Origin of the sequence: Marivivens donghaensis, from assembly GCF_011806565.1 — a bacterium.
Taxonomy (GTDB): domain Bacteria; phylum Pseudomonadota; class Alphaproteobacteria; order Rhodobacterales; family Rhodobacteraceae; genus Marivivens; species Marivivens donghaensis_A.
Window position 1 is genome coordinate 1 of sequence record NZ_JAATOP010000010.1, and the last position, 26,738, is coordinate 26,738.

At 60.6% G+C, this 26,738-nt stretch carries 26 protein-coding genes and 1 pseudogene; 12 read left to right on the plus strand and 15 right to left on the minus strand.

Annotated elements, in window-relative coordinates:
• Positions 1–182: 182 nt before the first annotated feature.
• The 3 genes and pseudogenes from HCZ30_RS13405 to HCZ30_RS13415 all read right to left on the minus strand — a co-directional run.
• Positions 183–332 (minus strand): annotated as a pseudogene (locus tag HCZ30_RS13405) (PLP-dependent transferase); the annotation flags it as partial.
• 6 nt (positions 333–338) lie between these two features.
• A complete protein-coding gene (locus HCZ30_RS13410; protein ID WP_167638813.1) occupies positions 339–1,586 on the minus strand; it encodes a D-tagatose-bisphosphate aldolase, class II, non-catalytic subunit in 1,248 nt (415 codons plus the stop codon).
• Positions 1,583–2,530, minus strand: a complete 948-nt coding sequence (locus tag HCZ30_RS13415) for a tagatose kinase (protein ID WP_167638814.1) — start codon at positions 2,528–2,530, stop codon at positions 1,583–1,585. Before HCZ30_RS13415 ends, HCZ30_RS13410 begins: the two co-directional genes overlap by 4 nt.
• Before the next feature lie 195 nt (positions 2,531–2,725).
• Between HCZ30_RS13415 and HCZ30_RS13420 the strand changes: the two genes are divergently transcribed.
• Positions 2,726–3,751 (plus strand): LacI family DNA-binding transcriptional regulator, encoded by a 1,026-nt coding sequence (locus tag HCZ30_RS13420; protein ID WP_167638815.1) that lies wholly within the window; start codon positions 2,726–2,728, stop codon positions 3,749–3,751.
• Positions 3,752–3,853: 102 nt separating this feature from the next.
• Complete coding sequence (locus tag HCZ30_RS16765; protein ID WP_281352639.1) at positions 3,854–3,976, plus strand: hypothetical protein; 123 nt, start codon at positions 3,854–3,856, stop codon at positions 3,974–3,976.
• 67 nt (positions 3,977–4,043) lie between these two features.
• On the opposite strand, the gene HCZ30_RS13425 is transcribed toward HCZ30_RS16765, so the two are convergent.
• The 5 genes from HCZ30_RS13425 to ytfQ form a co-directional block, all read right to left on the minus strand.
• Entirely contained in the window at positions 4,044–4,763 is a 720-nt protein-coding gene (locus tag HCZ30_RS13425) for a FadR/GntR family transcriptional regulator (protein WP_167638816.1), read from the minus strand.
• Positions 4,760–5,764, minus strand: coding sequence for a galactofuranose ABC transporter, permease protein YjfF (yjfF, locus tag HCZ30_RS13430; protein WP_175581046.1), 1,005 nt, complete (start codon positions 5,762–5,764; stop codon positions 4,760–4,762). The genes HCZ30_RS13425 and yjfF overlap by 4 nt, the downstream gene beginning before the upstream one ends.
• Complete coding sequence (locus HCZ30_RS13435) at positions 5,761–6,804, minus strand: ABC transporter permease (RefSeq protein WP_167638817.1); 1,044 nt, start codon at positions 6,802–6,804, stop codon at positions 5,761–5,763. Before HCZ30_RS13435 ends, yjfF begins: the two co-directional genes overlap by 4 nt.
• Entirely contained in the window at positions 6,804–8,324 is a 1,521-nt protein-coding gene (locus HCZ30_RS13440; protein ID WP_246212826.1) for a sugar ABC transporter ATP-binding protein, read from the minus strand. Before HCZ30_RS13440 ends, HCZ30_RS13435 begins: the two co-directional genes overlap by 1 nt.
• A 105-nt stretch (positions 8,325–8,429) precedes the next feature.
• Positions 8,430–9,383, minus strand: coding sequence for a galactofuranose ABC transporter, galactofuranose-binding protein YtfQ (gene ytfQ, locus HCZ30_RS13445; RefSeq protein WP_167638818.1), 954 nt, complete (start codon positions 9,381–9,383; stop codon positions 8,430–8,432).
• Between the two features lie 376 nt (positions 9,384–9,759).
• Here ytfQ and HCZ30_RS13450 point away from each other — a divergent pair, with 376 nt between their 5' ends.
• Positions 9,760–10,233 carry a YbaK/EbsC family protein gene (locus HCZ30_RS13450; protein ID WP_167638819.1) on the plus strand — a complete coding sequence of 158 codons (474 nt, stop codon included), beginning with the start codon at positions 9,760–9,762 and terminating at the stop codon, positions 10,231–10,233.
• A gap of 241 nt (positions 10,234–10,474) precedes the next feature.
• Positions 10,475–11,686: a calcium-binding protein gene (locus HCZ30_RS13455; RefSeq protein ID WP_167638820.1), complete on the plus strand. Its 1,212-nt coding sequence runs from the start codon at positions 10,475–10,477 to the stop codon at positions 11,684–11,686.
• A 58-nt stretch (positions 11,687–11,744) separates the two neighbouring features.
• Here the strand turns inward: HCZ30_RS13455 and HCZ30_RS13460 are convergent, their stop codons facing one another.
• The gene (locus tag HCZ30_RS13460; RefSeq protein WP_246212828.1) at positions 11,745–12,626 is read right to left on the minus strand and encodes a helix-turn-helix domain-containing protein; all 882 of its coding nucleotides are present in this window, start codon (positions 12,624–12,626) and stop codon (positions 11,745–11,747) included.
• 110 nt (positions 12,627–12,736) lie between these two features.
• Here HCZ30_RS13460 and HCZ30_RS13465 point away from each other — a divergent pair, with 110 nt between their 5' ends.
• Positions 12,737–13,669 carry a phytanoyl-CoA dioxygenase family protein gene (locus tag HCZ30_RS13465; protein ID WP_167638821.1) on the plus strand — a complete coding sequence of 311 codons (933 nt, stop codon included), beginning with the start codon at positions 12,737–12,739 and terminating at the stop codon, positions 13,667–13,669.
• A 79-nt stretch (positions 13,670–13,748) separates the two neighbouring features.
• Here the strand turns inward: HCZ30_RS13465 and HCZ30_RS13470 are convergent, their stop codons facing one another.
• Positions 13,749–14,621, minus strand: coding sequence for an EamA family transporter (locus HCZ30_RS13470; protein ID WP_167638822.1), 873 nt, complete (start codon positions 14,619–14,621; stop codon positions 13,749–13,751).
• Positions 14,622–14,937: 316 nt separating this feature from the next.
• Positions 14,938–15,735, minus strand: coding sequence for a LysR family transcriptional regulator (locus HCZ30_RS13475; protein ID WP_167638823.1), 798 nt, complete (start codon positions 15,733–15,735; stop codon positions 14,938–14,940).
• A gap of 102 nt (positions 15,736–15,837) precedes the next feature.
• Here HCZ30_RS13475 and HCZ30_RS16770 point away from each other — a divergent pair, with 102 nt between their 5' ends.
• From HCZ30_RS16770 to HCZ30_RS13485, 4 genes are all read left to right on the plus strand, one after another.
• The gene (locus HCZ30_RS16770; protein WP_281352640.1) at positions 15,838–15,960 is read left to right on the plus strand and encodes a hypothetical protein; all 123 of its coding nucleotides are present in this window, start codon (positions 15,838–15,840) and stop codon (positions 15,958–15,960) included.
• Between the two features lie 101 nt (positions 15,961–16,061).
• On the plus strand, positions 16,062–16,352 hold the full coding sequence (locus tag HCZ30_RS16525) for a biotin/lipoyl-binding protein (protein WP_217703053.1): 291 nt from the start codon (positions 16,062–16,064) through the stop codon (positions 16,350–16,352).
• A complete protein-coding gene (locus HCZ30_RS16530) occupies positions 16,304–16,672 on the plus strand; it encodes an HlyD family efflux transporter periplasmic adaptor subunit (RefSeq protein ID WP_348640399.1) in 369 nt (122 codons plus the stop codon). Before HCZ30_RS16525 ends, HCZ30_RS16530 begins: the two co-directional genes overlap by 49 nt.
• Positions 16,669–17,925 carry an MFS transporter gene (locus HCZ30_RS13485; protein ID WP_167638824.1) on the plus strand — a complete coding sequence of 419 codons (1,257 nt, stop codon included), beginning with the start codon at positions 16,669–16,671 and terminating at the stop codon, positions 17,923–17,925. The genes HCZ30_RS16530 and HCZ30_RS13485 overlap by 4 nt, the downstream gene beginning before the upstream one ends.
• A 44-nt stretch (positions 17,926–17,969) precedes the next feature.
• Here the strand turns inward: HCZ30_RS13485 and HCZ30_RS13490 are convergent, their stop codons facing one another.
• Both HCZ30_RS13490 and HCZ30_RS13495 read right to left on the minus strand, forming a co-directional pair.
• Positions 17,970–20,483 (minus strand): CoA transferase, encoded by a 2,514-nt coding sequence (locus HCZ30_RS13490; RefSeq protein WP_167638825.1) that lies wholly within the window; start codon positions 20,481–20,483, stop codon positions 17,970–17,972.
• 36 nt (positions 20,484–20,519) lie between these two features.
• Positions 20,520–22,181 carry a GMC family oxidoreductase gene (locus tag HCZ30_RS13495; protein WP_167638826.1) on the minus strand — a complete coding sequence of 554 codons (1,662 nt, stop codon included), beginning with the start codon at positions 22,179–22,181 and terminating at the stop codon, positions 20,520–20,522.
• 181 nt (positions 22,182–22,362) lie between these two features.
• Here HCZ30_RS13495 and HCZ30_RS13500 point away from each other — a divergent pair, with 181 nt between their 5' ends.
• The 3 genes from HCZ30_RS13500 to HCZ30_RS13510 all read left to right on the plus strand — a co-directional run bounded on the left by HCZ30_RS13500 (position 22,363) and on the right by HCZ30_RS13510 (position 25,283).
• Positions 22,363–23,286 (plus strand): LysR family transcriptional regulator, encoded by a 924-nt coding sequence (locus HCZ30_RS13500; RefSeq protein WP_167638827.1) that lies wholly within the window; start codon positions 22,363–22,365, stop codon positions 23,284–23,286.
• Between the two features lie 217 nt (positions 23,287–23,503).
• A complete protein-coding gene (locus HCZ30_RS13505) occupies positions 23,504–23,971 on the plus strand; it encodes a LysE family transporter (protein ID WP_348640395.1) in 468 nt (155 codons plus the stop codon).
• 130 nt (positions 23,972–24,101) lie between these two features.
• Entirely contained in the window at positions 24,102–25,283 is a 1,182-nt protein-coding gene (locus HCZ30_RS13510; protein ID WP_217703054.1) for a multidrug effflux MFS transporter, read from the plus strand.
• A gap of 38 nt (positions 25,284–25,321) precedes the next feature.
• Here the strand turns inward: HCZ30_RS13510 and HCZ30_RS13515 are convergent, their stop codons facing one another.
• Together HCZ30_RS13515 and HCZ30_RS13520 are read right to left on the minus strand one after the other, a co-directional pair.
• Positions 25,322–25,717 carry a (R)-mandelonitrile lyase gene (locus HCZ30_RS13515; protein ID WP_167638828.1) on the minus strand — a complete coding sequence of 132 codons (396 nt, stop codon included), beginning with the start codon at positions 25,715–25,717 and terminating at the stop codon, positions 25,322–25,324.
• Positions 25,718–25,735: 18 nt separating this feature from the next.
• Positions 25,736–26,593, minus strand: a complete 858-nt coding sequence (locus HCZ30_RS13520) for an aldo/keto reductase (protein WP_167638829.1) — start codon at positions 26,591–26,593, stop codon at positions 25,736–25,738.
• Between the last annotated feature and the right edge of the window lie 145 nt (positions 26,594–26,738).

The window sequence follows — 26,738 nt, forward strand, 5'->3', positions numbered from 1 at the left end:
GCGGGGTGGAGCAGCCCGGTAGCTCGTCAGGCTCATAACCTGAAGGTCGTAGGTTCAAATCCTACCCCCGCAACCAATATTCAATGACTATCCGTACATCGTCCTGCAACCCGCGGGGTTCTTTGCGTTTGATGCCGCTATCCCCTTGGGCCACCGTTCCGATGGCCCAAAAGGCGCGTCAATCAGGCCGTCGCAGCACTCAAACCCTGATCAAGATCCGCGATGATGTCCTGCAAATCCTCAATCCCGATCGAAATCCGCACAACGTTCGGACCAGCTCCAGCCTTAACCTGCTGCTCTTCGTCCAGCTGACGGTGCGGCGCTATCGACGAAGTCCGCTATTTTGAAAGCGTGATTGCGTCGTACACCTTCAGCACATTTTGCACGGCTTCTACTAAAGCTTCATCGAAGTACTTCGCGGTCAAATTTGGCAGATACTGCGAAAGAAGCGGCTCGGGAATAGTTCGACCAGCGAAACGGGCTTTGAGGGCCTTAACAGCTTCAGATGCGTCCTTGGTCGGCCAATAATAGCGAATGCGGTCAGAATAGCTGAAGTGGCGCTGGAAGAAGAGTTCCTCGGCAGAGCCTTCGTAGTATTTCGCCCAGTTTTCGGGGCTTTCGAGCATCGTGTTTTCCAATGCCGACATGAGCCGGTTCTTCGGTGCGTGTCCATCCATGACGTCAGCAATCGCATCCAGGCCATAGAGCGCTTCGCGCAGAGCGAAGGTCAGCCAAGGGCCGACTTTCAGGATGCAGAAGCCGCCCTGTACCAGAGCTGCTAGAGCTTCTTTGCTTTGGTAGTCGGTCGAGTGCGCTTCGAAAACGATCGTCGGGATGAACTTTAAGTAGGATGTCAGACCGGACGCTTTGGCTGGGACGAATTCGATGACGTCCGAGTGGCCAAACTCTACACCAGGCTGCACGACCATGCCGATGACGCGGTCGAAGGCACTTTGCTGATTTCGCTCTGCGAACGCAGCCTCATGGACCGCATAGGTTTCTGATACCGCGTCGGCGGTCGTCACAGCCAGATCGTGTAGCTCTTCAAGTGCACCGCCGGGTACGGGGACTTCGGTGCCGATCACGTACACTGGGTCCATGTCCGTTTTGTTGGCTTCGGCCACGGTGGCAAGTCTAGCTGCGCGCGACGCCGTTGTCTCGTCATCCAAAGCGACGGGTTCACCTGCGCAGCCCATCGAGCAATCGAGGTGAAGTTTTGTAAAGCCCGCCGCAGAGAATGCCGCAATCATGGCTTCGGCTTTCGCCATGGCTTCTTCGGCAGGTAGCGATTTCCACGGGTTCGGCCCCAAGTGGTCGCCACCGAGGATTACGTTATCCATGGCGATGCCGACCTTTTGCGCGATCTCCATGACAAAGGTCCGGAAGTCGGATGGCGTCATGCCCGTGTAGCCGCCCTCGTGATTGACTTGGTTGCATGTCGCCTCGACGAGGGCAGGGCGGCCCGTTTCTTTTGCCAGCGACAGTGCTGCCTCAATGACAACAGGATGTGCCGAGCAAACGGACGTGATGCCAAGCGGCTTTCCAGAATGGAAGGCAGCGGGGATCGAACGGAGAGGATGGGTCATACGGCTCTCTCTTTGGATTTCATAAATTCGATAAGGGTTTCATAGCTCGCGGCACCTTCCATCGGGCCCCGTTTGGTCACAGCATGGGCGCCTGCTGCTGCGGCAACGTTCAGGGCATCGGTAACGTCCGTTCCAGCGTACCACAGGGCGACGAAGGTACCGCCAAAGCAGTCGCCCGCGCCAGTCGGGTCCACCTCGTCGACGATATAGGGCGCGATGAATTTGCTTGTGTTGGCATCATAGTACTGCACCCCCTTTGCGCCCATCTTGTGGACGATGACTTTGATGCCGAGCGCCAGGAGCTCCGCGACCGCGTCCAAGTCGTTTTGCGCCTTTGTCAGCAAGGTCAGTTCGGCGCCCGAGGGAAGAAAGACGTCTGTCAGCGCGACGAACTCTTTCATCGCTTCAGCCATGCCGGGGGATAAAAGGATCTCCTTGCGAAGGTTTGGATCGAACGAGATTGTGCCACCGCGCTGCTTCACCGCTCGCGCCGCTTTCAAGTTCATCATCACGAAGGCCGGGCTTGAAAGCGACGAGCCCATGACGTGGAGGTGCGTTGCGTCAACTAGAACGCGTTGAGCGGCTTCACTCTCGGGCAACAGCCCGCTGGCTGAATGACGGATGTTGAACAGGAAGTCCCTTGACCCATCACTGCGATATCTGACGAAGGCCGAACCGGTCGGGCGGTCCTGATCGACCGCTATTCCTGAGATATCCACACCGTCTGAAGCCAACCGCTCGATATTGAGACGGCCGAAATCATCGTCGCCGACCGTGGAAACAATGGCGCACTCTGCGCCCATGCGTGCCACTTGGTCGATAAAAATGGCTGGCGCGCCGGACGGATAGGGGCCCGTCATCGCGATGGCTTCGTTAAACCCATTGCCGATGGAGTCAGCCATGATCTCAACGAGAATTTCGCCAATAACCACGATTTTACTCATACCCGACCCTTCCTCGCGCTCAACGGTGGCGCGAATGCGCTGGCGGATCTTAACCGTGTTGGTGCCATCCAGCGGTATCACAGTTAATCAAAAATTTTACGCGCGTAAATAAAATGTTCCGACTTGCGGCCCGTCATGGCAATCTTTGTCTACTTGCGGCAAGTAAATGGTCCCGCTCAAGGAAAGGGATTGAAGATGGAAGAGAAGAAAATCCGCAATATGGACGAGCTCGCTACAGTGATTGGTATCTCCCGTCCGACCCTCTCGAAATATTTCAACGACCCGACGAAGGTCCGGAGCGCGACCCGCGAGCGCATCGAGGCTGCTCTCGACCAATATGACTACCGCCCGAATATGTTTGCGATGAACCAGAACCGCCGGTCCACGCGAAATATCGGGATCGTCGTGCCGACCATCGCCGACCCATTTTTTTCGGAAGTCGTGCGCCATGTGGAAATGCGCTGCACTGCTGCGGGATACTGGCCGATCGTTATTCCGTCGCACGGCGCGACAGAGCAGGAACTGGCTGCGCTGGACACCTTGCGCACGTTGAAGCTGGCTGGTGCGGTGATTGCGCCATTGGGAGAGACGAGCGACGTCGAGCGCTTGCGCCAGTTCGCGGATGAGACCCCAACTGTGCTGTTTGATAGCTACCTCGATGTTGGGCAAACCTTTGTCGGAAATGACAATTTCAACTCGATAGGACTGATGGTCGATTACCTTTGCCGCACTGGCCAGCCGCCTTGTTTCCTCGATATGCCTGCTGTCAATCTGAACGCTTCGGAGCGGCGGGACGCCTATACCGCCTCGATGGAGCGTCTCGGCCATGAGCCGTATGTTGTGCCGATCTCGCGGTCCAACTGGAACTTTGAAGAGCTCGGCTACGAGGAAGGTGTGCGGCTGATTTCGAACCGGGAATTCCCTTCCGGCACTGTCTTGTGCGCAAATGACCGTATGGCGATCGGGCTGCTGGCTGCGGCGTACTCTAAAGGATTGCGGGTCGGGCGCGGGTCTGGCTGTGCCATGCGTATTGCTGGTCATGACGACCACCCGCTGGCGCGCTTTACCTGCCCGCCGCTGACCACGGTCGCGCAGGACTACACGGCGATTGCAGAGCGGAGCGTTGAGTCTCTATTTGCGCTCATCGATGGAAATAGTGGTGCTGCCGTGCCAGCAATCCAGAAGCTGGAGGCACGACTAATCATACGGGACTCGGCCTGATAGGTCGCGTAAGGAAAAAATTACCGCGCGTAAAATACTATCGAAGCGACATGGGGGATGCTCCTCAATTCCCACCGGTGTCTTCCAGCATCTAAGGATGAAATGGATAATATCCGCATTGGTATCCGTGGCGACATTGGCGCGCCGCTGGAGGCACTCGATGCCATCGGCGCAATCGGGCCGTATATCGGCGCGCTGGTGACTCATCGCTACTGGCGGCGGTGAGAAAGGGTGCAAAGACTGCGGGGAGCCTGAAAATTCAGGTGCAGGACCACTATGCCCGGCGCAAATCCTACCCGTGCATCACGTTGGCATAGCCGTCGTGGATGACTTGGCTCATCGCTTCTCGTGCCTCCGTCGGAGCGCCCGAAGCGATGGCCGAGACAATGGCGCGGTGACGCTTGGCGACGGTCTCGCGGCGATCAGAGAAGTCGCCGATATGCTCCGCCATGAACAGCGAGTAGAGCGCCGTCTGCACGAGGTCGCCAAGCGACTGTAGGAAGCGGTTTCCGGACAGGCGCAGGACCTGTTTGTGGAACTCGTAGTCGGCCAGTGCGAAATCGGTGCGACTTCCCGCGGTCGCCAAGCGGTCGCAGAGAGCGTGCAATTCATCCAGATCGACCTGATTAACCCGGCCCGCCGCTTGCGCGGCAGCTGCGGGCTCGAAGATCATCCGGATTTCGTACAGCTCTTCATAGAACCGCGTCGGATTGCGGGCCGTGGCGTGCCAGCGCAGGACGTCCTCATCGAACATGTTCCAGTCATCGGCGCGGCGCACGTGGGTGCCGACCTTGGCCTTCGACTGGATCATCCCTTTGGCGATTAGCGTCTTCTTCGCCTCGCGCACCACCGTGCGTGACACGCCGAACATCTCGCACAGGTCCGGATCGAGCGGGATCATCGTTTCCGCCGGATATTCGCCTGCGACGATGGCGCGACCGATCTGGTCCACCACGAAGGCCGTGTGGTTCGACGCACGCTCCGCCACGCCTCCGGATTGGATGAGTGTCATGAATGAGCGGCGAAGCCAGTAGCTTTCTTTCGTTTTGCCTGCCCCGCTTTTGCCTGCGTCGCCCACATCAATCCTTTCTGTAGGAGGATGAATGCAAACAGCAGCCCTCCGATGACGATTTTCGTCCACCAACTCGACAGGGTGCCGTCGAAGACGATGTACGTCTGAATAAGTCCCATGATGAGGATGCCGAAAAACGTCCCCGCGACAAAACCATATCCACCAGTCAAAAGCGTGCCGCCGATGACGACCGCTGCAATTGCGTCGAGTTCAACGCCCACAGTCGCTAACGAATAGCCGGCCGATGTATAGAGCGAGAAGACGATCCCTGAAAGCCCCGCGAGCCCTCCGGACAAGGCATAAATGCCGATCGTGGTCTGCGCGACAGGAACGCCCATCAGCTTTGCAGCCTGTTCACCGCCGCCGAGCGCATAGACGTTCTGACCGAAGCGGGTGCGGTGCGCGATGAGGATGCCCGCGATGAACGTGAGGACCATCACGCCACCAATCAGGCGGAAGCGGGCGCCGTCGACTTTCCAATACAGACCTTGCAGCGTGTCGTAGAATTCATGCGTAATTGGGACGCTTTCGGTCGACAGAACGTAAGCCGCGCCGCGCGCGAGGAACATGCCAGCCAAGGTCACGATGAAGGGCGGCATTTCGAGGTAGTGGATCGTGGCGCCCATCGCAGCACCGAAGCAGGTGGTCAGTGCCAGAACGATGGCAAAGGCGACCAGCGGGTGCAGCGAGGTATCCCGTAGGATGACGGCGAGGAAAACGCCTGTGAAGGCGATAATCGAACCGATCGACAGGTCGATGCCGCCTGACAGGATGACAAACGTCATACCGACGGCTGCGATGCCGATAAATGCATTGTCCGTCAGCAGGTTCGCGATCACCCGCGTCGAGAGCATCGCAGGGTAGGCGTAGCCGCACAGGGCATAGGCCAGAACGAATGTCCCGAGTGTGACCAAGAGCGGAAGATGGGTCGCGCGGATCATTGGGTAGCCTCTTTCTTGGGACGTGCTCGGGTGGCTTCGGGCTGGGGTTGCGGACCGGTGGCGCGGATCAGATAGATCAAGTTCCCCATACGCGGCGACTGGATCACGAGGATGGTCAGGATCAGTGCGGCCTTGATGACAAGATTGAATTCCGGCGGCATTCCCGAAAGCAAGATTACCGAATTGATAGACTGGATGATCAGCGCACCAAGCAGCGACGCGACGATAGAGAACCGCCCGCCAAGGAGCGAGTTGCCTCCGATGACCACCGCGAGGATCGCATCCAGTTCCAGCCAAAGCCCCGCGTTATTGGCGTCCGCGCCCTTGATGTCGGCGGCAACGATGACACCGGCGAGAGCAGCGCACAGGCCGGTCAAAAGGTAGACGCAGACCAGCAACACGCGGCTGTTGATACCGGCCAAGCGGGACGAGCGTTCGTTGATGCCGATGGCCTCGATCAGCATTCCAAGCGCAGAGCGGCGGACGACGAATGTCACTAATGCTCCCAATACGACCCAGATCAGGATCGGTGTGGGCAAGCCGAATACCGTGCCGGAACCGAGTTGGATCAGACCCTCGTTTGAGAAGGTCAGGATCTTGCCTTCGGTTACCAACTGCGCAATCCCGCGTCCGGCCACCATCAGCACAAGCGTCGCGACGATCGGCTGGATGCGCAGCACCGCCACGAGGAACCCGTTCCACAGCCCGCAGAGGCCGCCCGCAAGCAGTGCGGCCAGTAGCGCTGTGCCCCAGCCGTGGCCCTCAACCACAGTCGATGCAGCCACTGCGCCCGAGATCGCCATGACCGCGCCGACCGACAGGTCGATGCCCTTGGTCGCGATGACGAGCGTCATACCGATACACAGCAATGCGACAGGTGCGCCGCGGTTCAGAACGTCGATGAGGTTGCCGAAAAGTCGGCCATTGCGGAAGTCGATCTGGAAGAAGTCCGGAAAGACGATCACATTCAGCAAAAGAGCCGCCGCGAGGATGATAAGCTGCGGCAGGATCCGTTTCAAAAGCGAAGGTTTCGGTCCCATCAGGCGTCCTCTTTTTCGTCTGCGATGGCGCGCACGATGTTGTCCGGCGTGATTTCGTCGCCGTTTAACTCGCCAACCTGTTTACGGTCGCGCAGAACGATGACGCGGGTGGAGTAGGCGACCAGTTCCTCGAGTTCGGACGACGCCACGAGCAGCGCCATCCCATCCGCGCGAAGCTGGTCGATGAGCGCGATGATCTCTGCGTGCGCCCCGACATCAATGCCGCGCGTGGGTTCATCAAGGATCAGGAAATCTGGGTTCGTCGCCAGCCAGCGGGCGAGGAGCGCCTTCTGCTGGTTGCCGCCAGACAGAAGGCGGATCGGCATGTCCAATGAGGCCAAACGGATGTCCAACGCCCGCACGTAGCGTTCGGCGATCTCCTGAACCTTGGCGCGGGGGATCGGCTTCATCCAGCCTTGGCGGGCCTGAAGGGCGATGATGATATTATCGCGCACCGACAGATCGCCAACGATACCGTCGACCTTGCGATCCTCGGGGCAGAGGGCAAAGCGCTGCGCCACAGCATCTCGAGGACGGTTGATCGACACGGGCTGGCCCCGCAGGTGCGTTTCACCTTCGTCTGCAGCGACAACGCCGAAAATCAGATTGCAGGTCTCTGACCGACCGGAGCCGAGGAGACCAGCGAGCCCGACGACTTCGCCTTCGTGGACGGTCAGATCGAACGGCTCGATCATCCCGCGCTTGGTCAGCCCCTTGAACTCGACCAGCGCCTTACCAGCCGGAGCGACCGTTTTGCGCTCGACCCGCGATTCAAGCTGGCGGCCCAGCATCATCGTGACCACATCCCGCTGCGTGACATCGCGGATGATGCAGCTATCCACGATCCGACCATTGCGCAGGATCGTCGCGCGGTCCGAAATCTCGAACACCTGGTCGAGGAAGTGAGTGACGAACACGACGGCCAGACCACGCGCGGTCAATTGACGGATCACGCCGAACAACAAGGCGACTTCATCGCGATCCAAACTCGCGGTTGGCTCGTCGAGGATCAGAACTTTGCCAGACATCTCGACCGCACGGGCGATGGCCACGACCTGCTGGATCGCGACCGAGTAGGCCGAAAGCGGCTCTGCGGGGTCTATGTCCAACCCGTAGCTCGCCAGCACGTCGCGCGCTTCCGCATTCATTTTACGGCGCGCCAGAAAAGGCCCGCGCATCGGCTGCCGACCGAGGAACAGGTTCTCGGCCACGGTCAGGTTCGGCAGCAGGTTGACCTCTTGATAGACGGTGCCGATGCCAAGTTTCTGGCTGGCCGCAGTGGACTCCGGCGCGACCTCTGCACCGTCGAGGATAATGACGCCGCCGTCGCGCCTGTAAGCGCCGGTCAGGCATTTGATCAGCGTGGATTTTCCCGCGCCGTTCTCACCCAGCAGGGCATGAACTTCGCCAGCGTGCAGAACCAGTTCCACATCGTCCAGAGCAATGGTGCCGGGGAAAAATTTAGAGATACCTCGTGCGTGCAGCATCGGTGCCGCGAGCGATGGCGTCATGTCGTTCATACGGAAATCCTAGAGGCTGACCGGTCTTCTTCTGACGAAAATACTGACCGGCCCGATGGGAAAGGCCGGTCAGCAGTTGGGTGCTAACGCACCTCCGGGAGAGCCTTAGTAACCAAGGTCTTTCTTCATTTCGTAGATCGCTTGGTTGTCGTCAGCTGCAGTGAACAGCTTGGATTCCGTCTGGATCCACTTCGCAGGCTCGGTGCCGTCAGCGAAATAGGCCTCGAGTGCGTCCAGAGCCGGACCCGCCATGTTCGGCGTCAGTTCGATGGTTGCGTTCATCTCGCCGTTGGCAATGGCAAGGTGCGCATCCGGAACGGCGTCGATGGCGACGATCTTGATGTCTTCACCCGGGGTCAGACCGGCCTCTTTGATCGCTTGGATCGCGCCGACGGCCATGTCATCGTTGTGGGCGTAAAGCGCGCAAATGTTCTCTCCGCCCTCTGCCTTTAGGAAGCTTTCCATGACGACCTTGCCCTGCGCGCGGGTGAAGTCACCGGTCTGCGAGCGGACAATTTCGAGGTTGTCGTGTCCGGCGATTCCTTGCTCGAAACCGTTTTTACGGTCGATGGCGGGCGAGGAGCCAGTCGTGCCCTGAAGTTCGACGATACGGCAATCCGCGCCGTCCATTTCGGTTGCAAGCCATTCACCGGCAACCTGTCCTTCGTGAACGAGGTCGGACGTCACGGCGGTCAGATAGAGAGACTCGTCCGCGTCCACTGTGCGGTCGAGCAGAACGACCGGAATTTCGGCATCCTGCGCTTCTTCGAGTACCTCGTCCCAGCCAGTCGCGACGACAGGGGCAATCAAGATCGCATCGACGCCCTGAGCAATGAAGCTACGGATCGCCTTGATCTGGTTCTCCTGCTTCTGCTGCGCATCGGCGAATTTGAGTTCGATGCCGCGCTCTTCAGCCTCAAGACGGGTCACGGTGGTTTCGGCAGCACGCCAACCGGATTCCGAGCCGATCTGGCTGAAACCGATCGTCATATCCGCGGCAGTCGCGGCGATGGGCGCAGAGGCAATAGCGGTCGCTAAAAGTACAGTTTTAAGTTTCATAAATTCCTCCCTTGGAGCCTTCTCCTAACTCCGTGAAAGCTATTAAGTATTATTTTATTAGTTTTGGCAATCTTAGCGTGTGTTGCGAGGAGGAGTGTGATTGTAGTAGTAATATCAATGACTTGCAGATTGTATTTGCCATGTGATCCAATGACCTCCCGATGGGGCGGCCTTCAAAAACGCACCTCATGCGGGCAAAATTCAAGCCACGATTCGCCTCTGTCGGACGCTGCGCTGCGCACCAGATCTCACGCGACATCCGCCTGATTGAAGATCGTTACTTGGTGAGCAAACACCCAATTGCCGACCGCCCCGCACTTCATTGACAATCCCTCTGGACTTGTCAGTCTGGCACCCTTTTCAGAAGGTGCCCCAGATGTCGAAAAGCGTTAACCGAGTTCAAGAAGCAGCCAAATCACTGGGGCTCGATGTCGAGGTTGTCCGGATGCCGGATAGCACGCGAACGGCGGCCGACGCCGCGAAGGCCTGCGGATGCGAAGTTGGCCAAATCGTCAAATCGATGATCTTCGAAGGCGTGGAAAGCGGTGATTTGAAACTGCTGCTTGTCAGCGGCGCGCACGACGTCGACCTCACGACGATCAGCGATCATGTGGGCGAGGGGCTGACACGTGCCGATCCGAAGCGCGTTCGCGAAGAAACCGGCTTTGCCATTGGTGGCGTGTCCCCGATCGGGCATCTCGCGCCAATCGCGACATGGATGGATGACACGCTGCTCTCATATCAAGAGGTCTGGGCGGCCGCTGGGGCGCCGAATGCGGTCTTCCGCGTTGCGCCGGACGATTTGAAGGCCAAGATCGGAGCGAAGGCTCTGCCGCTGAACAGCGCGTAAGTGCCGCTGACAAGTCAGAAATATCCGGTCTTGTGATGCTCTCGAGCGCGGGGTCGATGCATGATGCGTTCAAGCTCTGAGGAAAAATCGCTGTCCCTCGAAGATCCGCTCAATGGTTGAAAACGTTACCAGTCTGGCACGCGAAACATATTGATTGGACAATGGTTAACAGCCAATCTCATCGTCACAGTTTTCCTATTTTGCCTAAGTTTTGTTCACCATTTACATAGGATGTTTCCCAATGACTGTTGAAGTTACGCTCACCGACCTGAACGGTTTGGTCGAATACACTTTTGACGATGTCGATTTGCTTTTCTTTGCTGGCGGCGGCGCCGAGTTCGATTTTAGCTATCTCGATGCCAATCAGCTCACCGGATTGGCGGAAATGACCCCCGCTACGATTATGCCCGAGAATACGTTCCGGCTGACCTATTACAGCGATATTACGGGATCGGTTACGGCCGATCTGGTTGGTGACTGGCCTGAGCCGCTACAGCTTTTCCAGATCGGAAATAGCGATGCGTGGGTGGAGAGCACCGCGAATATCCAGATCGACGAAATCACCGTTATCGCGCCGCACTCCTACAAGATCGTTATCGATTTCAACGGCGAAGGCCCGACGGTCAAAGAGTTCGTCGAAACTTGGACTGAAGCGGACCTTGCTGCGCTGAACCCGCTTGTGAATGGTGAATTCGCCACCCAGGACGGATGGTCGGGAACCAGCGGCAAGGACAAATACAACGGCACCGCGCAGGACGACGTGATCGAGGGCCTTGGGGGGAAAGACACCCTCAAAGGTGGCCGCGGCGACGATGAAATCTTTGGCGGCAGCGGTAACGACAAACTGGTGGGCCAAGCCGGAAACGACACGCTTGATGGTGGCGCGGGCAATGACAAACTGTCTGGCGGCGGCGGGCGTGACCACCTGAGCGGCGGTGAGGGCAAGGATAAACTGATCGGCGGTGGCGGCCGTGACAGCCTTGCCGGTGATGGCGGAAACGACGTTCTCTCGGGTGGCGGCGGAAATGACCTGCTTCAGGGCGGCACCGGCAATGATCGTCTGACTGGCGGGGGCGGGAATGACACGCTCTCCGGTGGTGACGGCAAGGACACCTTCATCGACGGTGGTGGCGACGACTACATGTACGGCGGCGGTCATGCGGACGTTTTCATCTTTGAAAAGAAGAGCGCTGGCGGAGACGATTTCGTTTCAATGGAGCGGTTCGGCGGCGACGTGATCCGTCTGGAGGGGTATGGCGTGAATGTCGACACCTCCACAGCCAGCGCCTCCGAAATCGAAGCAGCAATGTCCAATCGCGGAATTACCATCACTCAGGAAACAGCAGGTGGCGAATTCGTTGTCCACTTCGCGAAGTCCGGCGATACCATCACGATGAGCTTCGACCAAGCGGTCCTCATGCCTCAAGTCTGGGACTACTTCGAGTTCGGCTGACGTCAGTGATTTAACGCAGAAGCGTCCCGACCGGTGAGGGCGGGGCGCTTGTCTGGTGCTAGTGCCGGCGCCGATCCGACCCCCTGATCCGATTGCGATAGGCGCTCGGGGTTTCAGACCGCGTCCGCAGGAAGTGGCGGTTGAAGTTCGCCTGAGAGGAATAGCCGACGTCCTGCGAGATGATCCTGACAGGCAGGTTTGTCGCCGCAAGCCGGGCACACGCTTCACCGATCCTGAGGTTGATGAGGTAACTCGACAGGCTGACGCCCACATGCCGGATGAACATCCGGTGCAGCCCCGAAGGACTGAGCGCCGCGATTGCCGCCAGAGCCTCGACGGTAATCGGCTGATCGTAGTGCTGGTGGACATGATCGAGGACGCGGTTCATCCGGTCGGAGTAGCCTTCGGATTTCTGGAGGAAGCCGATCGATGACAGCGTGGTCGCTCCATCGTCTCTCGACAGAAGCAGCAGCAGTTCCAGCAGCGTCGTGATCCCCTCGCGGACTGGCAGATCGAACAGGCGCTCGACAAGGGGGCGGGCTTGCGATTGCGTTGCCTGTGAAAACTGTAGCCCGCGCTGGGCGCGATCACAGAACGACGTGAGAGCCGAAAACTCTGGCGCGGACCGCCCTATGGCTTTCAGCCACTCCGCGTCGAACCATATGACCTTGGCGAGGAACGGCTGTGACAGGTCGATCCGATCCTGTGACGCCCACGTGTGGGGCAGGTTCGAGCCGACCAGAGCGAGGTCGCCGTCCACGAAACCGGACACATGATCGCCGACAAAACGTTGCCCGACGCAGTTCAGCGTCAACGTCAGTTCCATCTCAGAATGGTGGTGCCAGTTGAACGGAATGCCCTGTTCCAGACGACGGTCGAGCCGCTGCCACGACACATCGCCGCGTTGGGGCAATACCTCGCGGCTTGCGCTCTTGAGCATGTAATCCGGCGACATAACGCCAGAATAGGATTGGAAATTGCCAGAAGTCGACAACAATCGGCAACCGTGCGGCGCATGATCGGAGGGACTTACCAAGAGGGAGAACCACCATGTCAGAAGCCACCGAGCGCGATCATCACCCGACCACGTCCCAAACGACGCCGCTGCACCTTATCGAAAAACAGCTTCCGCTGCGTGTCCTGTCGCAGAGCGAGTGGGAGCATTGGATCACGAAAGGCTACGTCATCGTGCGTCAGGTCGTGCCGCAAGCGAACGTCGAGCGACTGGCAAATCTGCTGTGGGAGTTCGACGAAAAGGACCCGAACGACCCATCGACGTGGTACGCCCCGCAAAGGCGAGAGCACAAAATGAAGGAACTCAACAACACCGGAATGCTGGAGATCTACAATCACCAGTACCTCTGGGATAACCGTATGGAGCAGCGGGTCTATGACGTGTTCGTCGATATCTGGGATCGCACCGACCTTTGGGTGACCATCGACCGCGCTAACCTCAATCCGCCGAAAAAGGTCAAAGGCAACCCTGACGGGTTCATCCACTGGGATGTGGACACCTCGCTCGATCCACTGCCGATTGGCGTGCAAGGCGTCCTGAGCCTCATGCCGCAAGATCACGAGACGGGCGGGTTCCAGTGTGTGCCGTACCTCTTTGAAAAGTTTTACGAATGGAAGGCCACGCAGCCCGCCGACCGTGACCCGATGCACCCCGATATGACGGGACTGGAGCGCGAGAATATCGAAATGGCGCCAGGTGATCTGTTGATCTTCAACTCGCTGTTGGCCCACGGGGTGCGCCCCAACCACTCGGAGAACCGTCACCGCATGGCGCAGTACATCGCTATGCATCCCGCCGAGCCGCAAAATGTCGCGGAACGTGACGAACGCATCCGGCTCTGGCGCGAACAGGACCACCCGCAGCGTGATGCATTTCCGGGCGACCCGCGTGAGTGGGAAAAGGGCCATGGAAAGGTGGCTGAGTTGAGCGAACTGGGCGAGAAACTTCTCGGGCTACAGCCGTGGTGAGTTGGCTTTAGGTGGGGAGCTTGGGTTTTCGGCCTCACTGAAGCCCAAAAGATCACAACGGCAAAAGTCGACGTGTCGGTCACGTCGAAGACAGCATGATCACGCCACCGATCAGGACTGCGCAGCCGATCAATCGCCATTTGCCGACCGCTTCGCGCAGGATCAACATGCCCATCAGCGCGCCGACCATCATCGACATCTCCCGCATGGGGGCGACGAGGCTCAGCGGTGCGCCCATGCTGAGTGCGGTCAGGACGAGGATGTAGGAGAGGGGGGACAGCAATCCCACCCCCGCAGCCGTCCACCAGTGCCCGCGCATCGCGGTCAGCGCACGGCGAGGATTGGCGAGCACCAGCGGCAGCAACAGCAGCAGGCGAAGGACGCTCGAAAACCAGTCGAGGACCACGGGCGCGATGCCGAGCGCTTTAACCTCGTAGGCGTCGACAACCGTGTAGCTGGCGATAAGCCCGCCTGTCGCCGTGCCCCATCTGATGCCCGCTTGGCCGCCGGGCTGGGTGAAGGCGGACAGTCGCCCTTGGGTCGCGATCAGCAGGATGCCGGCGACGATCAGCACCAGGCCGACCACGCCCAAAGCAGTTGGTGTTTCGCCAAGGATCAGGAACGCTCCGATTGTCGACAGCAGCGGGCCGGTGCCGCGCGCCACCGGATAGACGACCGAAAGATCGGCCACCTGATAGCCGCGCTGCAAACACAGGCTGTAGGCCAGATGGATTAGGCCGCTTAACACGACAAATCCGACCTTTAACCACGTCCAGTCGATGGTGCCTTGCAAAAGCAGATAGACCACCCAAGGTGCGTAAACGATGACGCCTATCACGTTGTAAAAAAATACGAATACAGCGCCGACCGATGCGGCCCGCTTGGCCAGTAGGTTCCATGTGGCGTGGCAGATGGATGCGAGAACGACGAGCAGTAACGAGGAAAGCGTCATTGAGACCTCCTGATGCGCAGTTGGCGTGGTTGATCTCGACGTCTCCTCCCCTGGGCTTTTGTCCCTTGGGTGCAGCCAGAGAACTCCCCCGGTCTCTGCAACGCTCGGTCCTGCGGCGTGTCGCCCGGAACCCTAGTTGCCACTCAGTCGATGGGCCGATGCTAATCATGGACGATCTCGGGCCGCAAGGGCGTGGCCTAGTAACTCATGAGGAACTTGGCTTCCGCGTCCTTGGTGAACTCGGCCAGCAAATCAATAAAGACGCGAACGGCAGGCACGCTGGCGCGGCGCGGCGGGAGGCAGGCAAAACCTTCGATCAAAGGGCCGGAGTGGCGCGGCAGGGCGCGCACGCAGATGCCCGACCGGACGAGCAGATCACCCAAGATGGCGGGGAGGAGGCCGACGCCGTTGCCGCTCCGCAAGATGCCCAGAACAACCGCGGGATCGCCGACGCTCGCGAGGGGGGGGAGCTCATGGAAACCGCGCTGCCGTCGTCCGCGCGCAGCACCCAGTCTTCCGGAACACCGGGGGCCTGAATGACGACGCGGCCGAGCGCTTCGATGGACATGGGGTCTTCCACGTCGATCTGATCGGCCTTCGCGGCGGGGATGTACAGGTGGAGCGGCGAGCGCATGATGCGCCGCACGACGAGGTAATCTTCGGTCGGTTGGCCGATGCGCAGCATGACGTCGATGTCCTCAACCAACGGATTGGGCGCGCTGCCCGTCACGATCACCTCGGCGCGGACCGAAGGGTGACGGCGGTGCAATTCGCCCAGCACGGGCCCCAGCACCAACTGCGCCACGATGGCCTCCGCCGCGATCCTGAGCGGCCCTTGGGGCGTCTCGTGCGCGGCGCGCAGAACGGCCTCTGCCTCTTTCGCGATAGAAGCGGTGCCTGCGGCGACCGATGCCAGCGCAGCGCCCGTACGGGTCAGGCGGAAACCTTGTCCCATACGGTCAAACAGAGGCGTGCCCGCAGACTGCTCCAGCCGCGCAAGGGCACGTGACAGGGTTGCCTTGGACGCGCGGGATCTGCGGGCGGCGGCGCTGATGCCGCCTTCTGTTGCAATCAGGTGAAAGACCCTGAGGTCATCGAGGCTCACATCATCCATGGGATCGCCGTTTCAAAATTGGAACGCCTGTCATCAGATGCGGTCATTTTCGAGACGGCGCAATTCGTTAGATTGCCAAGCAACATTGCAGGACTCGACGATATGAATAACGCCAAAGCTTCGAACCCGACCGAAAGCACGAACGCCATAGACCCGCTGGGGGTTGTCGGACACCCCGAACCGAGCGAAACGCCGGATCAGCCCGCCCCCGAGGCTCCCACCTAAACCGCACCGCCCAAACGCGGGGGCGCAAAAAGTTCATCCTCCTCGCTGTGGCCTGTGTCGCGCTGGCGCTTGCAGTGCGGCAGGGCGAGCACTGGTGGACCGTGGGCCGCTTTATCGAGGAAACCGAGGACGCCTACCTTCAGGCGGACATCGTTTCGGTTTCCGCGCTGGTTGAAGGCACGGTGCAGGAACTGCCGGTATCCGACAACGCGCAAGTCAGTGCAGGCGACGTGCGACCACCTACGAGGCGCGGCTCCAATCTGCGCAGGCAGCCGAGCGTCTTGCCCGCATTGATCTGGACAACACCACAATCGTTGCGCCGCGTGACGGTATCGCGGGCAATATCGGTGTCGCGGTCGGTGAATACCTCCGTCCCAGCAGGCGCTTCATGAGCCTCGTTCCCACGGGCGATGACATCTACATCACCGCCAATTTCAAGGAAACGCAAGTCGCCGCCTTCCATCCCGGAATGCCGGTCGAGATCGCGGTCGACATGCTCCACGGTGAGAAGCTGCACGGCACCATCGAAAGCCTCGCCCCCGCCACGGGTAGCGAATTTTCGGTGCTGCCGACGGATAACGCCACCGGCACCTTCACCAAGATCGTCCAACGTATCCCCGTCCGGATCAAACTGACCGAGATGGGCGAGCAGCCGCTGCGGGCAGGGGCCTCGGTCGTCGTTAGCGTCGACACACGCGGAGGCCACCAGTGACCGACGACGACGACTTCAAACCGAAAGGAGGAACCTTCGGGTTCTTCCTGATGGTCTGCGGCATGTTCATGGCGATCCTCGACATCCAGATCGTCGCCGCGTCCCTGCCTGACATCCAGTCGGGCGTTGCCGCGTCGATGGACGAGGTGACATGGGTCCAGAACGCCTACCTCGTGGCAGAGGTCGTGATGATCCCGCTGTCGGGCTGGCTGGCGCGGGTGATGTCGACACGGTGGCTGTTCGCGGCGTCTTCCTTCGGTTTCACCCTGATGTCGCTGGCCTGCGGCTTTGCGTGGGACATCAATTCGCTGATCGTTTTCCGTGCGCTACAGGGCTTCCTTGGGTCGCTGGAATTCGTGCTGGACGAAGGTCCGCGCGAGGACTCGTTCGACAGCCACGAGATCATGCTCTTCGCCGTCATCTCGGCCATTTCCGGCATCCTGCTGTTCTGGCGGGCTTTCACGATCAGAGAGCCGATTTTCACCTTCGGCGCGTTCAAGAACCGCAACTTCACCGTCGGCTGCATTCTGACCTTCGTGCTGGGCATCTGCCTTTTCGGGCAGAGCTTCATCCTCCCGCAGGTCCTCAGCCGAGTGCGCGGGTTCAATTCGTTCCAGATCGGGCAGGTCATGTGGGTGACGGGAGCGGCGATGTTCTTCACAGCCCCGCTGGTAGGCCGCCTGAACGGGCCGCTGGACCCGCGCGCGATGCTCGCCATCGGCTTTCCGAGGACCGCTGTTGGGATGTGGCTCAATTCGCAGATGACGGGGCAGGTCGGGTTCGAGCAGCTCTTCTGGGCGCAGTCCATCCGCGGCGCGGGATTGGTGATCTGCATCGTGCCGTTTACGCAGGCCGCGTTGGGGACGCTGCCGCTGTCCGAGGTTGGCACGGGCTCGGGGCTGTTCAACCTGTTCCGCAACATGGGCGGCGCGCTTGGTCTTGCGATGATGAACACGCAGTGGGACGGGCGATACGACCGCCATTACTGGTGGCTGGCCGAACGGCTGAGCAACACCGACGCCGATGTCGAGGCCCGTCTGGCAGGCATTTCGGGGGCGATGAACGGGCAGGGTGTTCTGCTGGGTGATCCCGACCAGATGGCGCTGCAACAACTGGCGTTCAGCGTGTCGGGACAGTCGAACATCATGGCGTGGAACGATGTGTTCTGGATGCTGGCCGTGGTTTCGATCTGCTCGACCTCGCTTGTGCCTCTGCTGGCAAAACCGAGAAAAGAGCAGATCGCCGCGCACTGAGCACTTGTTTGCCCGCACGCCAGATCAAGCGTGCGGGCAAATTTTTAGCTGGGCAGATACTCGCGGCTCCAGCTTTCGCTGATGGCGCCGCTGGCGATCATTTCGTCGATCTGCTCGCCCGAATAGCCAAGCTCTTGCAGGATCACGCGGGTGGAGGCACCGAACTTCTCGGTCGGCTCCAGCGCATAGATCGAGCCGTGCTGCGGGCGGATCGCGAAGGGATCGAGCTGCGTGATGACATGGCCGCTCGGGTGGTCCTCGTAGACCGAGAACGAATAGCTCCCGTTGTCAGTGCCCGGAGTGCCGTCGGCAGGGCGGCTGTTATAGGTGCGCAGCGCTTCGATATTCTCGCAGACGGTGGCCCCGATGTCGGCGGCAACCAGACGCTCCGCCCAATCCTCTGCACGGGCCTGCATGAAGGCACTAGCAAGGAACGCGGCACGCTCGTCCTCGGGCACGTCGATGATGCCTTCCAGCCCTTCGACAGTGTTCAGCTTGGGCAGATCAGCCTCGTACGCCGACAGCAGGATGAAACGATCCGAGGCAGTGTAGTAGAACCGCTCCAGCGGACCAGTGCCGTTCGCTTCGCGGCCAGAGGGTTCATCGAACAGACCCCGCCGTTCGTAGTCGTAGCAGAACGGAATTTGCGCGAGGCCCGCCAGCGCGGACAGCGAGGTTTGCGGGCGACCAATCCTGCCGAACTTGAGCTTCTGATAGAGCGCGGCCGCAATCCCCAGCGACGCCCCGAAGCCGCACATGACGTCGATCGTGCCGACGTGCGCGTGCTCTTCGGGCGTGTGCATACTGCCGCCGAAACGCAGCATGATGCCCGTGGTCGCCTGCACGAGGTCGTCATACCCGAGGTAATCGGTGCGCGGCCCACGGCGGACACCGCTGAAACAGTCGAGCTGACAGAAGATCACCTCGGGGTTCAGCTTACGCAGCGCTTCGACGTCGAGGCCCTTCGCCTTCACCTGACGGTCGGGCGCGTTCCAGACGACAACGTCGACCTCGGCCACCAGCTTCTCGAAAATCTCGCGGCCCTCGGGGGTCGAGATATCCGCAAGGATCGAGCGTTTCCCGCGCCCATGCGAGAGGCTGAAAATCACGGTGTTCCAGCAATCGTAGTTCGGAACGGCGGGGTCGATCTTGATCACCTCCGCCCCGAAACGGGACAGGTAGGACACCGAATGCGGACCCGCGATGACGTTGCACATATCGAGGATACGTACGCCATCCAGCCAGCCCGCCGTTTCCTGATTGCGCTTCGGACGCGGCAGTTTCGTCGGCAGCTTGCGCAGTTGCTTCAGCGCGGCCTCCACCGTGTCCCAACGGCGCGGGGCGGGGGAGAGCATCTCTTCGCCGCTTTCGGTCAGCCAGACCATCGGACCGGGTTGGGTCATGGGGCCGAACTCCGGATCATCGACCTCGACCATCAGGCCCGAGGTCTCAGCATGGTCGTCGTTGATCCATTCCTGAAGCCAGCGCTGCGGCGCACCGGGGAATTTCCCGCGACCGAAGATCTTCTCCCATTCCTTCGCGGTGCGGGTGATGAAAACCTCTTTCATCCGCGCAGCGATCTTGTCGGCCCAGTGTTTCGGCAGCGGGTAGACGCCGAGCGACACTTCGGATTTCCATTCGGCAACGGGCAGATAGGTGTCCTCTTCCTCCGTCAGGCCTTCGGCCACGAGGTCGTCGTAGATGCCCAGCACCTTGAGGCAGCGTTTGGCGTGCTGCTTGTGGCTGGGGCAGACAACGTAGAACATCCGCCCGTCCTTGCATTCGTAGGAGCGATAGAACGGGTCGAGGAATTCCTGCAATTCCTCGTAGGTTACGTTCATCGGCAGACCCTCGGTGCGGCGGCGTTCGATCTCCATCTCGCGCTGGGTCTTGTAGCGTTCGGGGTAGTCCTGAATGTGGATAGAGTTGTACGACAGCCCCTCCATCACGGCGGCGGCCAACGGCACTTCAATCGCATCGCCGTAGCCCGTGCGTTCCCGCGATTGCAGCGCGAGCACAACCGCCGAGGCGGCCAGCATGGTCCCGTAAGCGGACGACAGCGGCAGCGGAGAGAACGACGGATTAACGCCCATAAGCACGCGGTTGAGGCCCATATCGGTAAACACGCCCGAGCTTGCCGCAATGATGCTTTCGAACGCCCGCCAGTCACGGCGGAGCGTGTCGTTCGACGCAAATCCGGGGATCGAGAGGGCGATGAGTTCGGGGCGTTCCTCGCGCAGCGCGGCAAAGTCGATGCCGAGGCGCTTCATCACACCGGGGCGGAAGCTTTCGACCACGATGTCGACTTCGGCGATCAGCTCCAACGCTTGCTCCAGCCCCTCGGGTGTCTTGAGGTCGATGGTCACGATGGTTTTGTTGCGGTTCAGCGTGGCATTCGCGGGGCTCTGCCACATCGGACCGTTGGGCGGGTCGACATGGATCACGGTCGCGCCAAGGTCGGCGAGGATCATCGCAACGGCGGGGCCCGCGATATACTGGCCGAAGTCGAGCACTTTGACGCCCTTGAGCGGCAGGAGCGAAGGCTGGGGATTGGTCATGTCTTAATCCATCAAAAACATGGTGTGAGTTGTGGCTCAGACGCCCGCTTGGATCCAGCGTGCGGCTTTCTCGGCGATCATCAGGGTCGGCGCATTGGTGTTGCCGCTCGTGATTTCGGGCATGACGCTGGCGTCGACGACGCGCAGACCTTCGATGCCGCGCACGCGCAGGTGCGAGTCAACGACTGCGGTAGGATCATCGTCGCGGCCCATTTTCACGGTCCCTGCGGGGTGGAAAATCGTGCTGGCGATATCGCCCGCGAGGGTCGCAAGCTCTTTGTCCGACTGGAACTGCACGCCCGGTTTGAATTCGACCGGTTTGTATTTCTGCATAGCGGGCTTCGCCATGATCTCCCGCACTTGGCGGAGGCTCTGGGCTGCGATCAGGCGGTCTTCTTCGGTCGACAGATAGTTCGGCTGGATCACCGGCGCATCCTCGGCCTTGTTCGAGGTGATGCGCACATGCCCGCGCGATGTCGGGTTGAGGTTACACACGCTCGCCGTCATGGCAGGGAACGGATGCAGATCGTCGCCGAATGCCTCAAGGCTTAGCGGCTGCACGTGGTATTCGAGGTTCGCGTGCGGGCGATCGGGGCTGGAGCGGGTGAATGCGCCAAGCTGGCTGGGCGACATGCTCATCGGGCCGGAGCGTTTCAGCGCATATTCAAGCCCGATCTTCGCCTTGCCGAACATCGAATTGGCCAGCGTGTTCATCGTCTTGGCATTCTCGACCTTATAGACCGCGCGGATTTGCAGGTGGTCCTGAAGGTTCTCGCCCACGCTCGGCATGTCCTGCACAACGTGGATGCCGTGGGATTTCAGCAGAGACGCCGACCCGATGCCCGACAGTTGCAGGATTTGCGGTGAGCCGATGGCTCCAGCGGAGAGGATCACCTCGCCCTTCGCTCGGACGGTGACTGGCTTGCCGCCACGACGGACCGAGGCACCGACGCAGCGTTTCGCACCGCTGCCCGTGGTCGTGAAAATCAGCCGTTCGACGTGGCTTTCGGTCCAGACAGTGAGGTTCTTGCGGTCCTTGATCGGACGCAGGAAAGCCTTGGCCCCGTTCCAGCGCCAGCCGGATTTCTGCGTGACCTCGAAATAGCCGACGCCCGCGTTGTCGCCACTGTTGAAGTCGTCGGTGCTCTCGATACCCGCTTCGTTCGCGGCCTTGGCAAAGGATTCCAGAATGTCCCAACGGAGGCGCTGCTTTTCGATCCGCAACTCGCCGCCGCCGCCATGAAGGTCCGAAAAACGGCTGTTGCTGCCCGTTGCAGGGTCCGCGCCGCCATCGAGTTTGTAATGGTGTTCGTGCGCTTTGAAGTCGGGCAGCGACTTCTCCCACGACCAGTTGTCGTCGCCGGTCAGTTTGGCCCAGTTGTCATAGTCACGCGCCTGACCGCGCATGTAGATCATGCCGTTGATCGACGAACACCCGCCGAGCGTCTTGCCGCGCGGATAGCGCAGCGTGCGGCCGTTCAGACCCGGCGTCGCCTCGGTGTTGTACATCCAGTCGGTGCGCGGATTGCCGATGCAGTAGAGGTACCCGACGGGCACGTGGATCCAGATGTAGTTGTCGCGCTTGCCCGCTTCGAGGAGCAGCACATTCTTGGTCGGATCGGCGCTGAGGCGGTTGGCCAGAAGGCACCCTGCGGTGCCCGCGCCGACAACAATATAGTCGAATTGATCGGTAGACATCGGCGGCTCCTTCTCAGCGGCGGGAGGACAGGAAGCGCGTCGCGGCGCGCGGGTTGCGCTTATATTGCCCAAGGTTCGAATGTGTCATTGCGGTCCTCCCAGTCCTCTTGGACATGAATAACTGCTGGCGCGAGCGGATTTCCAATGACTAATGATACAGAACATTATAAGTTGGATTTATATGGAGCAACTCACTGACCTTCGGACCCTGCGGTCTTTCGTGACGGTTGCGCGCGAGGGGAATGTCTCTCGCGCGGCAGATGTGCTGGGCCTGACGCAGCCCGCGATCAGCTTGCAGATGAAGCGCCTTGCAGAACGGACCGAACTGACGCTGTTCGTGCGCACGGCCAAGGGCGTCGATCTGACGCCAGACGGCGCCGCGCTGCTGGTGAAGGCAGAGCAGGTGCTCGGCGCGCTGGAGGACTTTCGCCAGACCGCCCGCCGGATGAAGGGGACTGTGCGCGGGACGCTGAAGCTCGGCACCGTGATCGACCCCGACTTCATCCGCCTCGGCCAGTTCCTGCACGAGATGATCGCCGTTGCGCCCGACCTGCGCACGCAGCTGACCCACGGGATGAGCGGCGATGTTCCCGTGCGTCTGCTGCGCGGAGAGATCGACGCGGGTTATTTCCTTGGCGATCCTGCCGATGGCGGCTGGTGGTCAGGGCAGGAGCCCGATCCCTCTGCCTTCCACCACACCGTCCTGACCAAGTTCAAATACCGCGTCGTTGCGCCCGCAGGATGGCGCAACCGCACGAGCGGCCTTGATTGGAGCGGGCTTGCCTCGCTGCCATGGATCGCCACGCCGCCTGCATCGGTCCACCGCCGCCTGCTCGACGCGCAATTCGACGCGCTGGGGGTCAGGCAGAACGAGGTTGCGGTGGTCGATCAGGAATCTTCGATGCTCGCGATGGTCCGTTCGGGCGTCGGCCTGTGCCTCTGCCGCGAGTCCCTCGCGCTTTACGAAGAACAGGCCCACGGCATCGTCATCGTGGACGGGGCAGAGGTCGAAACGACGCTGGGGTTCATGTCGCTCGCCAATCGGCAGGCGGAGCCGAGCATCGGTCTGGCGTTCGACCTTGTCGGCAAAATCTGGAACCTGTGACGGCTTTCCTTTCGGCGCGGCGTCCCCCTATGGTGGGCCATTCGACTTAAGGAATTCACCATGGTGTTTGAGACCAACCTGCCGCTCATTCACTCGCGGCCTTTGTCGTTGCCGCCAGTCCCGGCCCTGCGACGCTCACGATTGCCGGAACGTCAATGAACGCAGGCCGCAAAGCGGGCCTCTGCCTGTCGCCTCGGGCATCTTCGTCGGCTCGCTCATGTGGTCGGTTGCGGCGGCGCTAGGCCTCAGCACGATCATGCTCGCCCATGCGTGGATATTCGAAGCCATCCGCTACGGCGGCGCGGCCTATTTGATGTACCTCGCGTACAAGTCCGCGCGCTCGGCCTTGTCGGCCAAGGACGCGAAGATGACGTCGATGACGGGCAGCACGCGGGCGTTGTTCTCCAAAGGGCTGATGCTTCACCTGACGAACCCAAAGGCCGTGCTGTTCTTCGGCTCGCTCTATTCGCTCGGCGTGCCTGCGGATTCCTCGGCGTCCAGCCTCATTACGGTCATCGTGGCGGTCGGCGCGCAGAGCTTCCTGATCTTCCACGGCTACGCGCTGCTCTTTTCCAGCAAGGCCATGGCGCGGCTTTACCAGCGCCTGCGCCGCGCGTTCGAGAGCGTGTTTGCCGTCTGGTTCGCAGCCGCAAGCGTGAAGGTTTTCACCGCGAAGTTGCAATAAGGACTTCGCAAAGTAGGCAGTTATTAGCATTCGATATCAAAGTTATCGCGACTGGGCGGATTATCTCATCAATCGGAGCGGTTAGAGTGTCCTGACATTTGGCCGAAATTAAACGGGAGCGATATCCTCCGTGACTGCACACCGCGAACCGGCGTCGATCCGGACATTGGCGACGCTTGCGATCCTTCTGGGCTTCGCTTCGATCTCGACCGACCTGTTCCTGCCAGCGCTTCCGTCGATGGCGGCGGACCTGAAGGCGCCGCAGGGGCAGCTTGAACTTGTGGTGTCGACCTACCTGTTCGGGTTTGGCTTCGGGCAGCTCCTCTGGGGGCCGGTCAGCGACCGCTTCGGGCGGCGTGGGCCGATCCTGATCGGGGTCTTGGTGTTCGTCCTCGGCTCCGCCGGATGTGCGCTGGCGACCGAGGCGTGGCATGTGATCCTCTGGCGCATTGTTCAGGCATTGGGGGCGAGCGCGGGAGTGGCCTTGGCCCGCGCGATGGTCCGCGACCTCTACGAGCGGGACCGCGCGGCCAAGGTGATGTCGGGCCTGATGATGGTGATGGCCATCGCGCCGCTCGTCGGGCCAACGGTCGGGGCGCAGATCCTCGCGTTCGCGTCGTGGCAGGCGATCTTCTGGACGCTGGTCGCGCTGGGCATCGGCGTGGTCATGGCGGTGGCCGTCCTTCCTGAAAGCCTACCCGCCGAACAGCGGTCCGAGGGCGCGATCTGGCGGGCGTTCCTCGACTACGGACAGCACTTCCGAAACCGCGCGCTGCTTTTGCCCGCTGCGGCTTTGGGCTTCTACTACATGGGTGCATTCGGCGGCATCGCGGGCGCGCCGTTTGCGTTCATCGAGTACTACGGACTGTCACCGCAAGCCTATGCGCTGGTGTTTGCGTCGGGTGTCTTCGGGCTTTTGCTCACCAACGCTATCAACGTGCGACTGGTGGTGCATCTGGGCAGCCAGCGGATGTTGCTGATCGGAGCCATCGGCGCGGCGCTATCAGGCGCCTTGTTTTTCGTCGTGACGCTAACGGGGTGGCAAGGCGCGATCGGCCTGATCGCGGCGAGCTTCCTGTTCATGGCGATGAACGGGCTGATCACTGCGAACGCCGTTGCAGGCGCTTTGGCGGGCGTGCGGCAAGGCGCGGGCAGTGCTTCTGCGGTCGTCGGAGCAATCCAGTACGGCAGCGGCATGGTCGGCGCGGCGTTGGTCAGCGGCATGGCCAACGGAACGCCTGTGCCGATGGGCGTGGTCACTGTGCTGTCCGGCATCGGCTGCCTGATCTGCGCGTGGCTGGCGCGCAAATGACGAACGGGCCGCAAAACGCGGCCCGCAAAGGCAGGTCATTAGCCCGCGTAGTCCTCGTCCGAGACCTTCTCCATCCACGTCACAGCCGTGCCGTCGATAGCCTCCTGAACAGCGATGTGGCTCATCGCGGTGTCCTCGGCAGCGCCGTGCCAGTGCTTTTCACCGGCGGGGAACCAGACAACGTCACCTTGGCTGATCTCTTCCACGGGGCCGCCCTCGCGCTGCACACGGCCGCGGCCGAAGGTGACGATCAGGGTCTGACCAGCGGGGTGGGTGTGCCACGCGGTGCGCGCGCCGGGCTCAAATGTGACATGGCTACCTGCCACGCGGCCAGGATCTTCTGCCTGAAACATCGGGTCGATGCGGACGGTGCCGGTGAACCAGTCGGCGGGGCCTTGAACGGAAGCGGTGCTTCCCGAGCGGGTGATTTTCATCGCTGAATCCTTTGTCAGTTACTTGCCAGAGTAGACGGGGAACATCGACGCGTCGCCATAATCCTTGGCGGTGATCGATTTCAGGGTGTCCATGTCCTCGGCGGAGATATCGAAACCGAGGTCTGCGTTCGATTTCATATGCGCAGGCGTTGCAGTTTTCGGCAGGGCGAGCATTCCCAGTTGCAGGATGTAGCGGATGCACAGCTGCGGGACCGAGACCTCGTATTTGTCAGCAATCGCCTTGATATCCTCGTTTTCGAGGATCTTGCCATGGCCGATGGGCGAGTAGGCTTCGACCAGCATGTCCTTGCTCGTCGCATAGTCGATCAGCTCGAACGGCGTGTTGCCGACGTGTGCGAGCAGTTGCAGGATCATCGGCTTGACCGAGGCGTTTTCGATCAGATTGTCGAGGTCGGGCTTCTGGAAGTTCGACACACCGATGGCGCGCAGTTTGCCTGCGGCGACGGCTTCTTCCATCGCCTTCCAAGCGGCGAGGTTACCTTCGAAATAGCGGTCATCGGTGCCCCATTCTGCCCACGGCTGCGGGCTGTGGATGATGAAGAGGTCGATATAATCAAGGCCCATCGTCTCGAGCGACTGGTCAATGGCAGCCTTCGCGCCTTCGTTATCCTTGACCTCGGCGGCCAGTTTGGACTGCACGAACAGCTCCTCGCGGGGAACGCCGCAGGTGCGGATCGCTTCGCCCACGCCGCGCTCGTTGCCGTAGGCTTGGGCAGTGTCGATGTGGCGATAGCCGATTTCGATGGCGGTGCGGACGGCATCGGCGACCACGTCGTCCTCGATCATCCACGTCCCCAGCGCGAGTTTGGGAATGGTGACGCCGTTCGGCAGTTTTGCGGTTTCTGCAATGTTCATTTTCATCTCCTTCGTCGCGGTAATGGTCCGCGTTCGGGAGGGAGATAGGCCCAGACACTCGTGTGGATAATCGGCGGAATGTGACTAGGACTTATGACTGTGGTTCATGAAACTATCAAAGGCGGCTTGGATCGCCCCAAGCCGC

Excerpts from the sequence above, each read along its gene's own strand:
- HCZ30_RS13515 (WP_167638828.1), bottom strand. The coding sequence starts at position 25,717 with ATGAAAATCACCCGCTCGGGAAGCACCGCTTCCGTTCAAGGCCCCGCC.
- HCZ30_RS13420 (WP_167638815.1), top strand. The coding sequence starts at position 2,726 with ATGGAAGAGAAGAAAATCCGCAATATGGACGAGCTCGCTACAGTGATT.
- HCZ30_RS16770 (WP_281352640.1), top strand. The coding sequence starts at position 15,838 with ATGAATAACGCCAAAGCTTCGAACCCGACCGAAAGCACGAACGCCATA.
- HCZ30_RS13470 (WP_167638822.1), bottom strand. The coding sequence starts at position 14,621 with ATGACGCTTTCCTCGTTACTGCTCGTCGTTCTCGCATCCATCTGCCAC.
- HCZ30_RS13520 (WP_167638829.1), bottom strand. The coding sequence starts at position 26,593 with ATGAACATTGCAGAAACCGCAAAACTGCCGAACGGCGTCACCATTCCC.
- HCZ30_RS16765 (WP_281352639.1), top strand. The coding sequence starts at position 3,854 with ATGGATAATATCCGCATTGGTATCCGTGGCGACATTGGCGCGCCGCTG.
- ytfQ (WP_167638818.1), bottom strand. The coding sequence starts at position 9,383 with ATGAAACTTAAAACTGTACTTTTAGCGACCGCTATTGCCTCTGCGCCC.
- HCZ30_RS13435 (WP_167638817.1), bottom strand. The coding sequence starts at position 6,804 with ATGGGACCGAAACCTTCGCTTTTGAAACGGATCCTGCCGCAGCTTATC.
- HCZ30_RS13440 (WP_246212826.1), bottom strand. The coding sequence starts at position 8,324 with ATGAACGACATGACGCCATCGCTCGCGGCACCGATGCTGCACGCACGA.
- HCZ30_RS13425 (WP_167638816.1), bottom strand. The coding sequence starts at position 4,763 with ATGACACTCATCCAATCCGGAGGCGTGGCGGAGCGTGCGTCGAACCAC.
- HCZ30_RS13455 (WP_167638820.1), top strand. The coding sequence starts at position 10,475 with ATGACTGTTGAAGTTACGCTCACCGACCTGAACGGTTTGGTCGAATAC.
- HCZ30_RS13450 (WP_167638819.1), top strand. The coding sequence starts at position 9,760 with ATGTCGAAAAGCGTTAACCGAGTTCAAGAAGCAGCCAAATCACTGGGG.
- HCZ30_RS13410 (WP_167638813.1), bottom strand. The coding sequence starts at position 1,586 with ATGACCCATCCTCTCCGTTCGATCCCCGCTGCCTTCCATTCTGGAAAG.
- HCZ30_RS13475 (WP_167638823.1), bottom strand. The coding sequence starts at position 15,735 with ATGGATGATGTGAGCCTCGATGACCTCAGGGTCTTTCACCTGATTGCA.
- HCZ30_RS13495 (WP_167638826.1), bottom strand. The coding sequence starts at position 22,181 with ATGTCTACCGATCAATTCGACTATATTGTTGTCGGCGCGGGCACCGCA.
- HCZ30_RS13490 (WP_167638825.1), bottom strand. The coding sequence starts at position 20,483 with ATGACCAATCCCCAGCCTTCGCTCCTGCCGCTCAAGGGCGTCAAAGTG.
- HCZ30_RS13460 (WP_246212828.1), bottom strand. The coding sequence starts at position 12,626 with ATGCTCAAGAGCGCAAGCCGCGAGGTATTGCCCCAACGCGGCGATGTG.
- HCZ30_RS13415 (WP_167638814.1), bottom strand. The coding sequence starts at position 2,530 with ATGAGTAAAATCGTGGTTATTGGCGAAATTCTCGTTGAGATCATGGCT.
- HCZ30_RS13500 (WP_167638827.1), top strand. The coding sequence starts at position 22,363 with ATGGAGCAACTCACTGACCTTCGGACCCTGCGGTCTTTCGTGACGGTT.
- HCZ30_RS13465 (WP_167638821.1), top strand. The coding sequence starts at position 12,737 with ATGTCAGAAGCCACCGAGCGCGATCATCACCCGACCACGTCCCAAACG.
- HCZ30_RS13505 (WP_348640395.1), top strand. The coding sequence starts at position 23,504 with ATGTGGTCGGTTGCGGCGGCGCTAGGCCTCAGCACGATCATGCTCGCC.
- yjfF (WP_175581046.1), bottom strand. The coding sequence starts at position 5,764 with ATGATCCGCGCGACCCATCTTCCGCTCTTGGTCACACTCGGGACATTC.